We start from the raw sequence: 14,507 nt of genomic DNA on the forward strand, positions 1-14,507 counted from the left end.
GTCACGCCGCCGCGGGCAGGAGGACCTGGTCCAGCAGGTTGAACGGGGTCCGCCACTGCTCGGGGTGGTCGTAGTTGCCGGCGGTGACCGCCACGACGAGGTCCAGCTCCGGCACCACCGCGAGGCGCTGCCCGCCGTTGCCCGCGGCCTGCGCCACCGAGCGGCCGGCGACGGACTCGAGGTACCACTGGTAGCCGTACCCGGCGCCCCAGTCGGTCGTGCACCGCGGCTCCAGCATCGCGCTGATCCACGCCCCGGGCACGACCTGCCGCCCCTCGTGCAGGACGACCTCGCCGATCCTGGCCAGGTCGCGCGGCGCGAGCCGCAGCCCCGACGCCGCCGACACGACCCCGTCCATGCCTTCGATCCACTCGAACCGCTCGATGCCCAGCGGCTCGAACAGCCTGGCCCGCGCGTACTCCGGCAGTGGCAGACCGGTCCCGTCGGCGATCAGCCGGCCGAGCAGCGCGCTGGCGCCGCCGCAGTACGCCCACCTGGTGCCGGGCGGCTCCTGGATCGGCCGCTCCAGCACGTACCGGTACCGGTCCGGCGCCAGCTCCATCGCGATCTCGGCGTTGGCCGGGCTGTCGTACGGGATGTCCTCCCGCCACTCGAGCCCGAGCGTCATCGTCAACGCGTGGCCCACCGTGAGCCGCGCCCGCTCCGGATCGGCGCCGAGATCCCCGTACTCCGGGAACTGCCGCAGCAGCGGCGCGTCAGGCTCGGGCACGCGCCCCTCCCCGAGCGCGATCCCGTACAGCAGCGCCGTCACGCTCTTCGTCACCGACCGCAGGTCGTGCAGCGTGTCCGGCCCGAACTCGACCACCCCGAGCGACCGGTTCCAGCTCCGGTCCGCGCCGCGCCCGTAGTATTCCAGGACAGTCTCACCACCACGCACCGCCACGACCCCGTGCAACCCGTCCAGCTGCCCAGCCTCAAGCGCCTCGTCCAGCGTCACCATGCGCTCAGGCTTAGCACCCCCAGGCCCCACATTTCGACCCCGTCGCCGTGGCAGGCTGGAGGGGATGAAGTCGGTCGGGGCGTTCTCAGGGCTGGGTGTGCTGTGCGTCGCTGCGTCGGTCGTGTTGTACGGGCTGCTGCACGTGCTGCCGCCGTCGGCGGGGCTGGACTGGACGAGCCGCACGATCAGCCAGTACGCGCTACTGTCCAACGGCTGGGTGTTCGATGTGGCGACGCTGCTGCTCGCGGCCGGATCGGTCGCGGTCGTGGTGGCGCTGCGGCGGGCCGGGCTGGTGCGCCGGGGCGCCACGGTGGCGCTGCTGCTGTGGGTGGTGGGGCTGGTCGGCGTGGTGTGGTTCGAGAAGCACAACTGGGCGTCGGGGCCGTCGCTGAGCGGTGACGTGCACCGCGCGGCGAGCCTGGTCGCGTTCCTCAGCCTGCCGGCCGGCGCGCTCCTCGCGGCGGCGCCCTGGCTCCGCGACACCGCGGCACGTCTCGTCGCGCTCGGTGGGGTGGTGTCGCTGCTGTGCTTCTCGCCCATCCTGTGGGCTCTGGTGTCCGAGTCGTGGACCGGCGTGCGCTGGTGGCGGGCGATCCCGCTGGGCGGCGTGGAGCGCGCGCTCGGCCTGGCCGAGGTCGCGACGGTCCTGCTCCTGGCCTGGTGGGCGGGGCGCGCCACCCGCCACCGGGACTGAACGCTCCACGAAGCCCTCAAGTAGAACGGCTCCATCGGTTCCAGCGTGGGATGTCGAGATGCCGCTACTTTGGCCCGCGTGACGGGATTCGACTGGGCGGGGCTGTCGGCGGGCCGCAACGCGCGGGTCGACGCGGTGCCCGACATGGTCCGGCACGCGTTGAAGGTCCTCGAGGACCTGCTCGAGGAGGCCGACCACGCGTGCACGTTCACGCTTGCCGATGCGCCGCTTGCGGCCGGTGGGGTCCCGGCGAGCGTGCAGGCGCTGCTGCCGCAGGACTGCACGGTCGCCGGGCTGGCGCCGGTCGACGACTGGTCCACAGTGGTCGGTGCGGCGCTGCCGGGGTTCTTCGTGCCGACGCGGCAGCCGGACGCCTGGGCCGGGGCGGCGGCGCCGCGGGCCGTTGCCGACGGTCTGGCCGCGTGGGTGGCGGCGCTGCTGGCGCGGTTGTGGCCGGGCACCGCCGAGGCGTGGGAGCTGACGGTCGAGTGCCGCGGCTGGTACGAGGCGGCCTACGTCGACCTGGTCGTCCTCGCGGGCGGCCGGGTCTGGCTGCTGCACCTCGGGGTCAGCGACTGACGTCGAGCCGGAACCACGACCGCAGGAGGGCGTGCTCGGTGTGGCGGTCGACGAGCGAGCGCCAGACCCGCCACGCCGGGCCGCCGGTGGCCTCCTTCAGCGGCGCCGACGGGGTGTCGTCGGCCCACCAGAGCTCGACCGGGACCGCCGCGCGCACCTCGTCGGCGAACTCGTCGCGCAGCCGCGGGTCGTCGTACATCAGCAGCAGCCCCAACGTGAGGAACGGCCGCGACACGGGCTCGTCGCGCCAGCCGCCCGGGGTGTGGATGCGGCACCAGGCGAGGAAGCGCGCGGCCTGCGCGGTCGCCTCGGGGCCGAGGTCCAGCGCAGACTCGACCAGCGAGCTGAGGTGGGCGGCCTCACCGGCGCGGGTGAGTATCGTGCAGGCGAACAGCCGCGCGACGTGGGCACGCCAGCCGGCGGAGCCGGGCACCGGGTGGCGGTCGGCGATGGGGGTGGAGGCGCACAGCGAGAGCACCTCGCCCGGCTCCCACTCCAGTTCGTCGGGCAGGCGCCGGGCGACCAGCAGCTCCTCGATCGCGCGCCGGTGCCCGTCGACCCGCATGCCGTAGTCGAGGGCGGCGATCTCGCGGATGATGGACGCGTTCAGGCGGGTCCGCACCCAGTCCCGCAGCGCCAGCTCCGACGGTTGCAGGTCCATCACGTCGCCAGGCCGGTCAGCACCTCGCGCATGTAGAGCAGCGCGGTGCGGTCGTCGATGCGCGCCGCGGCGTCGACCGTGAGCGCCGGCGCCATCGGCACGAGGGTGCGGGCGGCCATCGCGCCGAAGTCGTTCGCCGCGGCGAGGTACCCGTACATGCGGGAGGACTCGGCGAGCAGCCCGAGGGCCGCGGTCATGTTGACGAACTCGATGCACACGACGCTCGCGGCGACGACGTTCGCGGTGTCGATGAGCTCGTCCACATAGGACAGCAGGAGCCGCAGCGCCCGCTGCCGCTCCCCGCGCCGGAACGCCGACCGAGCCTCGGCGGTGGCGTTCGCCGACAGCGTGCCGGGCGGGACGTCGACGCGTGCGGCCTCGTCGAAGTAGCGGGACGAGTCGTCGGAGCGGCCCTGGAACGCGGCCGAGTAGGCCAGGGTCTGCAGCGCCCAGTGCAGGAGGGTCGGCGGGCCGGCGCCGCGGTACCGGTCGGCGAGCGCACCGACGGCGGCGTCCACCTCCGCGAAGCGGCCGATGCCGAGCAGCGGCCCCGCCGACGTCATGCTCAGGAACTCGGCCAGGTACGGCTCGTCCTGCCGGTGCAGCGCGCCGACCGCGTCCGGCAGGCACTCCCGCAGCCCCGGGCCGTCGCCGGTGGCGTACGCGGACGCCCAGCGGCACAGCGGCAGGTCCGGTGCGGCGTACCGGTCCGCGAGGTGCCGGTAGGCGTCCGGGTCGGCCTGCTGCGTGTGCCGTTCGGCGGCCCAGAGCAGCCAGAACGCGCGCAGGTCACCGTCGTGCGCCGTGGTGAGGTCCAGGATGTGCTCGGCCCAGTCACCGAGCTCCTGCCGGCCGCGCAGCGGCAGCTCCGTGACGAGCGGGCGGACCAGCGCGTCGGCGAGGGCGACGTCCCCGGTCGTGCGGGCCCGGACGACCGCGGAGCGCAGGTCCGGCCAGAGCTCGGCGAGCCGGGCGACGCCCAGCGCCTCGTCCGGGCCGGTGAGCAGGCGGTGGACGGCGCCGACCGCGCCCACGCACCACTGGGCGTGCCGCGCGGCGACCAGGTCGGCGTGCCCGCACTCGCGCAGCCGCTCGGCCGCGAACTGCCGCATGGTCTCCAGCAGCCGGAAGCGCCTGCCGTCCGGGCCGAACGCGACCGTGAGCATCGACCGGCCGACGAGGTCCGCGAGCCCGTCGTCGACGTCGGCGACGCCGGTCACGGCGGCCGCGGCCGGCAGGTCGAACCCGCCGGCGAAGACCGACAGCTGCTGGAACAGGACCTGCTCGGCGGGGGTGAGCAGGTCGAACGACCACTGGACGGCGGCGCGCAGGGTGCGGTGGCGCGGGGTGCCGGTGCGGCGGGCGCCGGTGGCGCGCAGGTGGTCGTCGAGGCGGGCGACGAGGTCCGGCGGGCGGTGGCTGACGGTGCGGGCGGCGGCCAGCTCGATGGCGAGGGGGATGCCGTCGAGCCGGTGGCACAGCTCCGCGACCGCGGCCGGGTGGGCCCGCGGGTCGTAGGTGCGGTCGGCGGCCGTGGCCCGGGCGTGGAACAGCGACACGGCGGCGTCCGGTGCGAGGGGGCCGACGGCGAGGACCCGCTCACCGGACAGGCCGAGCCGCTCCCGCGACGTGGCGAGGACCCGCGCGGCGGGGCAGCCGGCGGCGACGGCCTGGGCGAGGGCGGCGCCGCAGTGAGGGCGTCGAGGGTCGCCGCCAGGTCCTGGTCGCGCCCGAACAGCGCGGTCGAGGACGCGGCGCCGCGGAGCCGCTCGTCGTGCGCGAGGATCTGCGTCTCGGCGGCGCGCAGCTCGGGGCCGGGCTCGACGCCGAGTTCCGTGACGAGGTGCTGGCGGGCGCGCCGGTACGCGGCGAGCGCGTCCGCCTGGCGCCCCGCCCGGAACAGCGCCGTCATCAGCACCGCCCACGCGCGCTCCCGCAGCGGGTGCTGCTCGACGAACTCGGTGAGCGCGGGCACGACGCCACGCGGGTCCGCCGCCGCGCGGCGCTCCAGGTCGGCCTCGACGGCCGCCGCCCACTGCTCGGTCAGCCCGGCGACCGCGCCGGAGAGCCCGGGCGCGTCCAGCCCGGCGAGCGGCGAACCACCCCAGTGGGTGAGCGCGCCGCCGGGGTCGCCGTCGCCGACGTGCCGCCGGAAGCGGGCGACGTCGATGGCGTCGGGCGGCACGTCCAGCCGGTACGCGTCGCCGACCCGCGCGATCGCCGGCCCGCCGAGCCCCTTGCGCAGCTGCGCGACGTGCCACTGCAGGGTCTTGTGCGCGGTGCGGGGCGGGTCGTCGCCCCACACGAGGTCCACCAGGCGCGCCTGGGGCAGCGGCGTGCCGGGGGAGAGGGCGAGCGCGGCCAGGAGCGTCTGGGTCTTCGCGGAGCCGATGTCGACGGGCTCGCCGTCGTCGGTGGTGACGCGCACCCCACCGAGCAGACCGATCCGCACCACAGTGCTGCTCCCACGGGCCGACGAACCTCGACGTGCGGCGAGCTTGCCACGCGCCGCGAACCGGCGGCAACCCCGTTCCCAACCGGACGCACACCGGCTCCACACCGGCGACCGCGACCATGGGCGCACCGACGAGACAGGAGCGAACGACATGCATCGAACGCCGGCACGGGTGACCGGCGCCCTCTTCATCACCGCGACGGTCGCGGGGGTGATCAGCGCGGCGCTGCTCGGCGGCGGCACCGGCAGCGCGCACCGGCAGTCGGCCGGCGCGCTCGCCGTGCTGGTGATGGCCGGCGCGATCGCGATGATCCCGGCGGCGCTGTTCCCGGTGCTCAAGGTGTACAGCGAAAGCCACGCGGTCGGTTACGTGGTGGCGCGGACGGTCGAGGTGGTGCTGCTGCTGCCGGCCGCGTTCGGGCCGCTGATCCTGGTCGCGGCCGGTGACGGCGGCCCCGACCCGGCCGTGCGGTCGGTGCTGGAGACGCAGGACACGTGGGGTTACGCGCCGGCCGCGCTGTTCTTCTGCCTCAGCGCGCTGCTGCTCAACGTCGTGCTCCTCCGGTCACGGCTCGTCCCCCGCTGGATCCCGGGCTGGGCGCTGGCCGGGGTGGCGCTGTACGTGACCGACGCCGGCCTGGTGATGTTCGGGGGTCTCACCACCGCGTCACCCGCGCACGCGGCGCTGGTGGTCCCGCTCGCGGTGAACGAGATGGTCCTCGCGGTCTGGCTGCTCGTGAAGGGCTTCCGGGCACCGGCGGGCTGACCCACAGCGCGGTTGCTTCGAGCGCGGCCGGCGGTCACCGCAGGTCCTTGCGGAACACGACCTCGTGCCGGGCGTAGCCCATGCGCCGCTCGTAGAACGGCATCGACGTCGGGTTGTCCACGCCGGTCTCCAGCGTGATCGCCGCCGCGCCGCGCTCGACCGCCCACCGCTCGACCTCGGCCATCAGCGCGGACCCGACCCCGCCTCGGCGGGCGCCGCCGGACACCGTCAGCGCGTCCACGTGGACCCGCCGGTGCGCGAGGTCGCGCTGCAGCTGCCAGTGCGCGGTCGGCAGCGGCTCCTCGACCCGCGCCACCGCCGCCCCCACGATGTCCCCGTCCTGGTCGGCGACCAGCATCAGCACCGTCGGGTCGTCCGCGTACCGCGCGTGCAGCTCCTCGTGCCACTCCACGAGCCCGTCGGTCTGCGGCTCCTGCGCGGTGGCCGGGTCGAGGCCGGCGAAGAACGCGCCGCTCTCCTGCCACAGCCGTGCCCGCCCGGGGCCGTCGCCCGCCTGTACCCGCCGTACCACCATCGCCATCCGCCCATCGTCATCGACCCGGGCCCCGGTGTCGCTGCTTTTGCCGGGAAACCTCAAGGCCCGGGCGCGGACCTTCAGCGGCGGCGGGTGCGGGCGGGTCAGCTGAACGAGTGGCGGTAGGTCTGCGGGCTGACGCCGGTGGTGCGTTTGAAGCGTTCGCGGAACGCGGTCGGGGAGCCGAAGCCGACCTCGGCGCCGATGCGTTCGACGGAGTGGCGGGTGGTCTCCAGAAGGTGCTGGGCCCGGCGGACGCGGGCGCGGTGCAGCCACTGCAGCGGGGTCAGGCCGGTCTGGTCGCGGAAGCGGCGGATCAGGGTGCGGGTGCTCATCCCGGCCTGCGCGGCGATGTCGGCGAGGGTCAGGTCGCGCCGCAGGTGCTGCTGGAGCCAGGTGAGGAGCGGCTCGAGCTCGGCGCCCTGCGGGGTCGGCGGGTGGTCGTGGGCGATGAACTGCGCCTGGCCGCCCTCGCGTTCGAGCGGCACCACCGACAGCCGCGCGGCGGCGGCGGCGACCGCGGACCCGTAGTCGCGGCGGATCATGTGCAGGCACAGGTCCAGGCCCGCCGCCGCGCCCGCGGAGGTGAGGATCTGTCCATTGTCGACATACAGCACGCCGGGGTCGACGTCCACCGACGGGTGCGCGGCCGCGAGGCTGCCGGCGGCGATCCAGTGGGTGGTGGCCCGCAGCCCGTCGAGCAGGCCGGCGGCGGCGAGCACGAAGCTGCCCGCGCAGATCGAGGCGATCCGGGTGCCGTTCGCCGCCGCGGTACGCAAGGCGGCCCGGACCGGCGGGGTCAGCGCGGCGGCCGGGTCGGCGGTGCCGGGCACGACGACCGTGTGCGCCTCGGCCAGGGTGTCGAGGCCCCACGGCGCGGTCAGGGTGAACGCGCCCGCGTCGACGTGCGGGCGCTCGGCGCAGACCCGGACGTCGTAGCCGGGGCCGCCGCCGGGCAGGCACGTGCGGGTGAACACCTCGATCGGGGTGGCCAGGTCGAACGGGATCACCCCGTCGAAGGCGAGCACGGCGACGATGTGCATGGCCGGCACGGTACCGCACGGGTTGGCGAAATCCCGTCGGAAGTGGTCACGAATGCCACTGGGGCCGCCGCCACCAGGTCCTTAGCGTGATTCGCATGCATGCGCAGATAGTCCTGTTCGACGGCTTCGACCCGTTGGACGTCATCGCACCGTACGAGGTGCTGCACGCGGGCGCCGTCGCCGCCGGCGGGGCCCTGACCGTGGCGCTCGTCTCCGCCGAAGGCGCCAGGGAGGTGGTGAGCGGCACCGGCGGCCTGGCGCTGCGGGCGACCGCGGCCCTCGACCCGTCGCGTCCGGGGCTGGTCGTCGTGCCCGGCGCCGCCGGCCGCGTCGGCGACCCCGAGGACGAGCCGACCGACGACTCGATCCCGGTCCTGCTGGGCCGGACCCTGACCACCGACCTGCCGGGGCTGCTCAAGGCGGCGATGGATGAGCCGGCCGTGACGGTCGCCTCGGTGTGCGGCGGATCCCTGGTCCTCGCCATGGCGGGCCTGCTGGAGGGCCGCCACGCCACCACCCACCACCTCGGCCTGGACCTGCTCGACGCCACCGGCGTGCGCGCCGTCCAAGCGCGGGTCGTCGACGACGGTGACTTCGTCAGCGGCGCCGGCGTCACCTCCGGGCTCGACCTCGCCCTGTACCTCCTGGAGCGCGAGATCGGCCCGCGGATCGCGCACGCCGTCGAGGAACTGTTCGCCTACGAACGGCGCGGCACCGTCTGGCGCGACGCCGGCCCGCAGCCCGCCGGGGCGTGGTGAACCATGACGGCCGAAGGCACCTGGGACCTGACCATCGCCACGCCCATCGGCAGGATCAACGCCACGGCGGTGATCCGCCGCGACGGTGCCGCCCTGACCGGTGTGGCCGCCGGTGAGGGCGAGGAGGTCCCCCTCACCGACGTCACCCTCGACGGCGACCGGCTCACCTGGAAGCAGGCCGTCACCCGTCCCCTGCGGCTCAACCTGGTCTTCGACGTGACCATCGACGGCGACACCCTGGCGGGCACCGCCAAGGCCGGGCGCCTCCCCGCCTCGAAGGTCACCGGCCGCCGGCGGTGACCTCCTCGACCTCGGCGTAGAGGGCGGGCAGCAGCCGCGCGGCGGTGCCGCGCAGGTTGACGTCGCAGATGTCGTCCAGCGGCGTCTCGTCCGGGTTGACCTGGATGACGGTCGCCCCGGAGCGGGTGGCGACCACGGGCAGCTCGGCCGCCGGGTACACCACGCCGGACGTGCCGATGCTCAGCAGCACGTCGCAGGAGGAGGCCGCCTCGACGGCCGCCGTGAAGGCCGCCCTGGGCAGCGCCTCGCCGAACCACACGACGCCGGGCCGCACCAGCGCGCCGCACGCCGTGCACCGCGGCGGCGGGACCGGGCCGAGGTCGTCGGGGACGTCGTCGTCGCCGGACGGCGCGTCGAACGGGTGGCCGGCGACGCAGCGGGGCGCGAAGAGGCTGCCGTGCAGGTGGACCGGGTCCTTGGAGCCGGCCCGCTCGTGCAGGTCGTCGACATTCTGCGTGACGACGACGGTGCCGGGCACCAGCGCCTGGAGGGCGGCGGCGGCCACGTGCCCGGCGTTGGGCTCGGCCCTGCGGACGGCGGCGCGGCGCCACTCGTACCAGCCCCAGACGAGCGCGGGGTCGGCCTCGAACGCCTCGGGGGTGGCCAGCTCGTACGCGTCGAACCGGGACCACAGGCCGGTCAGGGCGTCGCGGAACGTCGGCACGCCGCTCTCCGCGGAGATCCCGGCCCCGGTGAACACGACGACCCGGCCGGCGGTCGCGATGCGCTCCGCGACGCCGTCGGGCAGGACACGCTGCATGCGCCGCATCCTGCCATGGACGCTCGTCGAGCCGGGCGCGAGGCCTGGCGGCGTCGAGCCGGGCGCGAGGCCGGGCGGGTCAGGCGAGCGTGGGTGGTGGCGCCGGGAGCGGGTGGGCGCCCTGCGGGCGGAGGCCGTCGAACAGGATGCCCAGGTAGCGGCGCCACAGGTCCGGTGACGCGTCCGGCACGTAGCCGGCGACGTAGTTCGGGGCGCACATCAGCAGGATGACGTCGGCGCCGGTCACGTCGGGGCGCACCGCCCCGGCGTCGCGGGCCCGGTCGACGAGGTCGTGGATCACGCGGTACATCCGCTCGCGGGCGCCGGTCACCGCCGGGTCGACGTCGCCGGCGCCGTGCAGGAACGACAGGTCGCGCTGCTGGCGCTGGTGGGCGGCGGCGGTCATGAACGCCAGCAGCGCCACGCCCGGGTCGGCCTCGCCGAGCAGGCGTTCGCCGGCGGCGGTCAGCTCGTCGACCCGGTCGAGCACGATCGCGGCGATCAGGTCGTCCTTCGTCGGGAAATGGCGGAACACCGTGCCCTTGCCGACGCCGGCGCGGCGGGCGATGTCGGCCACCGACGCGTCCATGCCGCGCTCCGCGAACTCGTCGGCGGCGGCCGCCAGCAGCGCCGCCCGGTTGCGCGCGGCGTCGGCGCGCTGCGGGCGGCTCGAGGTCATGGTGACCATCGTACAAGTTGACCGGGCGGTCCGTTTATGACTAGTGTTTCCACTAGAAGCGGACCGACTGGTCCGCTTACGGATTCCGGAGGACCTCATGCGCGCAGTGATCGCCGGTGACTACGGACCACCCGAGGAGTACACGGTCGGCGAACTGCCGGTCCCGCGGCCCGGACCGGGCCAGCTGCTGGTCCGCGTCGCCGCCGCATCGATCAACCCGGGCGACGTCGTCATCCCCAGCGGGCAGTTCCGCGACACGACGCCCCTGACGTTCCCGCACGTGCCGGGCAACGACTTCGCCGGCACCGTCGCCGAAACCGGCCCGGGCGTGACCGGCTACGCCGAGGGCGACGAGATCTTCGGCTACGCCGCACCCCGGGCGCTGCGCCCGATGCTCGGCCCGCGCCCGTCGATGAGCACCGGCTCCCTCGCCGAATACGCGGTCGTCGAGGCGGACACGCCGTTCGTCGCGCACCGCCCCGCGGGCCTGACGGCCGAGCAGGCCGCGGCGCTCGCCACCACCGGCCTGACCGCGCGGGCGCTGATGGCCACCGCCGGCATCCGCCCCGGCGAGCGGGTCCTGGTCGTCGGCGCGACCGGCGGCGTCGGCACGACCCTCGTCCCGCTGCTCGCCGCGGCGGGCGCCGAGGTCGTGGCCACCGCGACCGACCAGGACGCCGGCCTGCTGCGCGACCTCGGCGCCGCGGAGACGATCGGATACGCCGAGCCCGGCTACCCGTCGGGCGTCGACGCCGCCGTCAACCTCACCCTGCCGGGCGACGCGCTGACGGGCGTCGCGGCCGCGGTCCGGCCCGGCGGGCGGCTGCTCACCATCACCTACCCGGTGCCGCGGCAGGACTGGACCGGCCGCGACGACGTCGAGCTCAGGTTCGTCCTCGACATGGAAGGCGTCCACGGCGGCATGCGCGAGGTCGCGGACGCCGGCCTCCGGGCGACGATCGGGCGCCGGTACGCCCTCGCCGAGGGCGCGCAGGCCTGCGTCGACTTCGCCCGCCGGCACACCACCGGCAAGCTGGTCGTCGTCGGGTGACCCGTCAGGTCTTCGGCCCCGCCGCCACCCACGACAGGCCCCAGTTGTAGGCGAGGTCGACGGCCTGGTTCCGGAACTGGCCGGGCGCCGGGATGATGTACCGCGACTCGCGCCGCACGACCAGCTCGCCGTTGACGTTCTCGATGAGGAACAGCACGCCGGCCCGCGACATGACGGTGCACTCGTCGAGGCGCATCTCGATCGGGGCACCGTGCTGCGGATACAGGGTGGCGACCGCGTCGAGCCCGGCGAACGAGTCGGCACCGTCGTAGATGCTGGCGTAGACGAGGATCCGGCGGAACTTGTCGGTGTGGTCGAGGTTGATGGTGAGGTTCTCGCCCGCCTCGTTGGCGCCGGTACGGTCGTCGCCGTCGAGCATGATGTACGGCGCGTCGTTCAGCTGACCGAACTGGTTGTCGAGCGGGTGGACGATGCCCTTCCGGCCGTCCATGAGCTCCCACAGGCAGCACAGGTCGAGGTCCAGGTCGGGCAGGTGCGCGGTCCTCTGCTTGCCGAAGAGGCCGCGCTTGCCGAGGGAACGCATGCTCCAGTTGAGGTTGACCCGCAGCGAACCGGACCGGCCGCCCTGCTTGGCGAGCGACACCGTCGGCGCCTGCTTGGTGAGCGTCACCTTGGACAGCCGCACCGGCGCGGGCGGCGCGACGGGCGGCGCCGGGGGCGCCACGGGGACCGGGGGCGCCGGCGGAGGCGGGGGCGGGGCGACCGGCGGGGGCACCGTCGCGGGCAGGCCGATCCGCTGCGGCTGCCCGTCGGGCCCGGTCACGGTCACCGACGGCCACCCTTGTGTGACCGGGGCCGGCGGTGCGACAGGGGCCGGCGGCGCGACCGGAGGCGGCGGCGCCATCGGCAGGTTGGAGACGGGCGGCGGGTATGACGTCGGCTGCGCGGAAGCAGCGGGCGCGGGCGAGTCGTCGACCGAGATGCCGAAGTCGCGGGCCAGTCCCGCCAGCCCCGAGGCGTACCCCTGCCCGACCGCCCGGAACTTCCACTGCCCGGCCCGCCGGTACAACTCGCCGAAGATGAACGCCGTCTCGCTCGTGGCACCGGGGCTGTCGAAGCGGGCGACCTCCGCACCGCTCGTCGCGTCCAGGAGCCGGATGTGCAGCCCCGGCACCTTCCCGAACGTGCCACCATCGGCGGACGCGGCCAGCACGATCCGCTCGATCGACTGCTCGACCCGGCCCAGGTCGACGAGCACCGTGTCGGTGACCTGGTTCCCCGCGGTCGCCTTCCCCTCGTGCCGGACCGCGCCGGCCGGGTGCGACGGCTGGTTGTAGAACACGAAGTCGCTGTCGTCGCGGACCTTGCCGCCGCCGGTCAGCAGCAGCGCCGAGCCGTCCGCGTCGGGCACGCCCGGCCCGCTCTGCCACCCCAGCACGGCCCTGACCACCGGCGCCTGCACCGGCATGTTGGCGCCCTTGAGCATCGACATTCGACCATCCTCCCCGTCAGACCCTCACAATACGACGCGCCGCGAGGGGGTGGAGAAGGCGGCGGGGCGGAGGAGGCGGAAGGGTGGCAATGGTGTCGGGCGGGGAGGTAGATGCGCGCCGGAGTGGGCAGTGGACGGGCATGGTGGACATGAAGCTCGAAATCGTCGTGCTGCCGGTCTCGGACGTCGACCGGGCCAAAAGGTTCTACCTCGGGATGGGCTGCCGGGAGGACGCCGACTTCACCGGTGCCGACGAGTTCCGGGTCGTGCAGGTCACCCCGCCCGGGTCGGCCACGTCGATCATCTTCGGCGACCGGGTCACCGACGCGGAGCCCGGCTCGGTGCGCGGGGTGCACCTGGTCGTCGACGACGTCGTCGCGGCGCAGAAGGAGCTGGCGACCCGCGGGGTGGACGTGAGCGAGGTGTTCCACGACGCCGGTGGCGTCTTCCATCACGCCGGCAGGGAGGCGCGGGCGCCGGGACCCGATCCGCGGCGGCAGTCGTACGCGTCGTTCGCGTCGTTCACCGACCCGGACGGCAACGAGTTCGTGCTGCAGGAGATCACCCGCCGCCTGCCGGGCCGCGTCGACCACGCGAACTTCGGCTCGGTGGCGGAGCTGGAGCACGCGCTGCGCGAGGCGGCGGCGGCGCACGGCCGGCACGAGCAGGAGCTGGGCCGCGCCGACGAGAACTGGCCGGCCTGGTACGCCACGTACATGGCGGAGGCCGCCGGCCTCAAGGGCTGAGGGACCGTCAGGGCCGGACCAGCGCCGCGGCGAGCTCGCGCCGGGACGTGATGCCGAGCTTGCCGAACACCTTCCGCAGGTGCCACTCGACGGTGCGGGGGCTGAGGAACAGCGCGGCGCCGATCTCCGGGTTGGTCCGGCCCGCGACCGCGAGGCGGGCGATCTGCGCCTCCTGCGCGGTGAGCTCGTCGGACGGGCCCTCCGACCGCTTGCGGACGGTCTCACCCGTCGCGGCGAGCTCCCGGGCGGCCCGCTCGGCCAGCGCGTGCAGGCCCATGCCGGCGAACGTGTCGTGCGCCGCGTGCAGCACGGTCCGGGCGTCGGCGCGGCGGCCCTCGCGCCGCAGCCATTCGCCGTGCAGCAGCCGGGCGCGGGCCGTGAGCAGGCCGAGCCCGGCGGCGTCGAGCCGGGTGGCGGCCTCGCGGAACCGTCCGTCGGCGGCCTCGCCGGGTCCGGTCAGCGCGTCGGCGAGCGCGAGGGCGCCGAGGCTCCAGTCCGTGCCGGTCGCGGCGGCGTGCGCGGCCAACAGGTCCCGGGCGTCCGCGGCGACGGCCGGTTCGTTCGCGTGTACCGCGGCCTCGACGACCTCGGACAGCTCCAGCGCCCGCAGGCCCAGCGCCGGGTGCGCGCCGGGCGCGGTGGTCAGGAGCGCGGCGGGGGCGGTGGTGAGGAACGCGGTGAGCGACGCGTGCCCGCAGCCGACTGCGGCGTGCCGGGCGACGCCGGTGGCCGCCGCGAGCCCCTCGCACTCGGCGAGCAGGTCCGCCGCCTCGCCGGACCGGCCCATGAGCAGCAGCGTCCCGGCGTGCAGCGTCAGGGCGACGGGCAGCACGGACAGCGCCCCGGCCGCCCGCGCGGCGCCGGCCGCCGCGCCGCTGAGCCGGTGCGCGGTCGCGACGTCGGACACCTCCAGCGCGGCCGGCACCGCCAGCCACAGCAGGTCGAGGTCGCGGGCCGGGTCGATCGTGTCGAGGGCCCGCCGCAGCGCCGGCACCGCGGCGGCGGGTCCGTCCAGGGCCCACGTCGCGAGGCCGGTGAGCAGCGCTCCCGGCGCGTCGTCCGCCGC

General features: G+C 75.3%; 15 protein-coding genes and 1 pseudogene. 7 read left to right on the forward strand and 9 right to left on the reverse strand.

Features of this window, described 5'->3' with window-relative positions; all coding sequences use genetic code 11:
• Nucleotide 1: 1 nt before the first annotated feature.
• Nucleotides 2-961, reverse strand: a complete 960-nt coding sequence (locus tag AB0J72_RS44915; RefSeq protein WP_363411476.1) for a serine hydrolase — start codon at nucleotides 959-961, stop codon at nucleotides 2-4.
• A gap of 64 nt (nucleotides 962-1,025) precedes the next feature.
• Here AB0J72_RS44915 and AB0J72_RS44920 point away from each other — a divergent pair, with 64 nt between their 5' ends.
• Both AB0J72_RS44920 and AB0J72_RS44925 read left to right on the forward strand, forming a co-directional pair.
• On the forward strand, nucleotides 1,026-1,655 hold the full coding sequence (locus AB0J72_RS44920; protein WP_363411477.1) for a DUF998 domain-containing protein: 630 nt from the start codon (nucleotides 1,026-1,028) through the stop codon (nucleotides 1,653-1,655).
• A gap of 78 nt (nucleotides 1,656-1,733) precedes the next feature.
• Complete coding sequence (locus AB0J72_RS44925; protein ID WP_363411479.1) at nucleotides 1,734-2,234, forward strand: hypothetical protein; 501 nt, start codon at nucleotides 1,734-1,736, stop codon at nucleotides 2,232-2,234.
• Here the strand turns inward: AB0J72_RS44925 and AB0J72_RS44930 are convergent.
• Both AB0J72_RS44930 and AB0J72_RS44935 read right to left on the reverse strand, forming a co-directional pair.
• A complete protein-coding gene (locus AB0J72_RS44930; RefSeq protein WP_363411481.1) occupies nucleotides 2,224-2,898 on the reverse strand; it encodes a hypothetical protein in 675 nt (224 codons plus the stop codon). The genes AB0J72_RS44925 and AB0J72_RS44930 overlap by 11 nt on opposite strands.
• 1,213 nt (nucleotides 2,899-4,111) lie before the next feature.
• A complete protein-coding gene (locus AB0J72_RS44935; protein ID WP_363411483.1) occupies nucleotides 4,112-5,350 on the reverse strand; it encodes a BTAD domain-containing putative transcriptional regulator in 1,239 nt (412 codons plus the stop codon).
• A gap of 151 nt (nucleotides 5,351-5,501) precedes the next feature.
• Between AB0J72_RS44935 and AB0J72_RS44940 the strand changes: the two genes are divergently transcribed.
• A complete protein-coding gene (locus tag AB0J72_RS44940) occupies nucleotides 5,502-6,116 on the forward strand; it encodes a DUF4386 domain-containing protein (RefSeq protein WP_363411485.1) in 615 nt (204 codons plus the stop codon).
• A 34-nt stretch (nucleotides 6,117-6,150) separates the two neighbouring features.
• Here the strand turns inward: AB0J72_RS44940 and AB0J72_RS44945 are convergent, their stop codons facing one another.
• The gene (locus AB0J72_RS44945) at nucleotides 6,151-6,657 is read right to left on the reverse strand and encodes a GNAT family N-acetyltransferase (RefSeq protein WP_363411487.1); all 507 of its coding nucleotides are present in this window, start codon (nucleotides 6,655-6,657) and stop codon (nucleotides 6,151-6,153) included.
• A gap of 98 nt (nucleotides 6,658-6,755) precedes the next feature.
• Entirely contained in the window at nucleotides 6,756-7,694 is a 939-nt protein-coding gene (locus tag AB0J72_RS44950) for a helix-turn-helix domain-containing protein (RefSeq protein WP_363411489.1), read from the reverse strand.
• A gap of 95 nt (nucleotides 7,695-7,789) precedes the next feature.
• On the opposite strand from AB0J72_RS44950, the pseudogene AB0J72_RS44955 reads away from it, so the two are divergent.
• Together AB0J72_RS44955 and AB0J72_RS44960 are read left to right on the forward strand one after the other, a co-directional pair.
• Nucleotides 7,790-8,449, forward strand: a pseudogene (locus AB0J72_RS44955) (DJ-1/PfpI family protein); the annotation flags it as partial.
• Between the two features lie 6 nt (nucleotides 8,450-8,455).
• A complete protein-coding gene (locus tag AB0J72_RS44960) occupies nucleotides 8,456-8,752 on the forward strand; it encodes a hypothetical protein (RefSeq protein ID WP_354896076.1) in 297 nt (98 codons plus the stop codon).
• On the opposite strand, the gene AB0J72_RS44965 is transcribed toward AB0J72_RS44960, so the two are convergent.
• Together AB0J72_RS44965 and AB0J72_RS44970 are read right to left on the reverse strand one after the other, a co-directional pair.
• On the reverse strand, nucleotides 8,733-9,512 hold the full coding sequence (locus tag AB0J72_RS44965; protein WP_363411491.1) for an NAD-dependent deacylase: 780 nt from the start codon (nucleotides 9,510-9,512) through the stop codon (nucleotides 8,733-8,735). The two genes, AB0J72_RS44960 and AB0J72_RS44965, sit on opposite strands and share 20 nt — an antisense overlap.
• Nucleotides 9,513-9,591: 79 nt before the next feature.
• Complete coding sequence (locus AB0J72_RS44970) at nucleotides 9,592-10,191, reverse strand: helix-turn-helix domain-containing protein (protein ID WP_363411493.1); 600 nt, start codon at nucleotides 10,189-10,191, stop codon at nucleotides 9,592-9,594.
• 97 nt (nucleotides 10,192-10,288) lie between these two features.
• On the opposite strand from AB0J72_RS44970, the gene AB0J72_RS44975 reads away from it, so the two are divergent.
• Nucleotides 10,289-11,242: an NADP-dependent oxidoreductase gene (locus tag AB0J72_RS44975; protein WP_363411495.1), complete on the forward strand. Its 954-nt coding sequence runs from the start codon at nucleotides 10,289-10,291 to the stop codon at nucleotides 11,240-11,242.
• A gap of 4 nt (nucleotides 11,243-11,246) precedes the next feature.
• On the opposite strand, the gene AB0J72_RS44980 is transcribed toward AB0J72_RS44975, so the two are convergent.
• Nucleotides 11,247-12,695, reverse strand: a complete 1,449-nt coding sequence (locus tag AB0J72_RS44980) for a TerD family protein (protein ID WP_363411497.1) — start codon at nucleotides 12,693-12,695, stop codon at nucleotides 11,247-11,249.
• Nucleotides 12,696-12,844: 149 nt separating this feature from the next.
• On the opposite strand from AB0J72_RS44980, the gene AB0J72_RS44985 reads away from it, so the two are divergent.
• Nucleotides 12,845-13,441, forward strand: a complete 597-nt coding sequence (locus AB0J72_RS44985) for a VOC family protein (RefSeq protein ID WP_363411499.1) — start codon at nucleotides 12,845-12,847, stop codon at nucleotides 13,439-13,441.
• Between the two features lie 7 nt (nucleotides 13,442-13,448).
• Here AB0J72_RS44985 and AB0J72_RS44990 read toward each other — a convergent pair.
• Nucleotides 13,449-14,507 (reverse strand): helix-turn-helix transcriptional regulator (locus AB0J72_RS44990; protein WP_363411501.1); only part of this gene is annotated, 1,059 nt, incomplete at its 5' end.

The organism is Dactylosporangium sp. NPDC049742, from assembly GCF_040674675.1.
In the GTDB taxonomy this organism is placed as follows: Bacteria; Actinomycetota; Actinomycetes; order Mycobacteriales; family Micromonosporaceae; genus Dactylosporangium; species Dactylosporangium maewongense.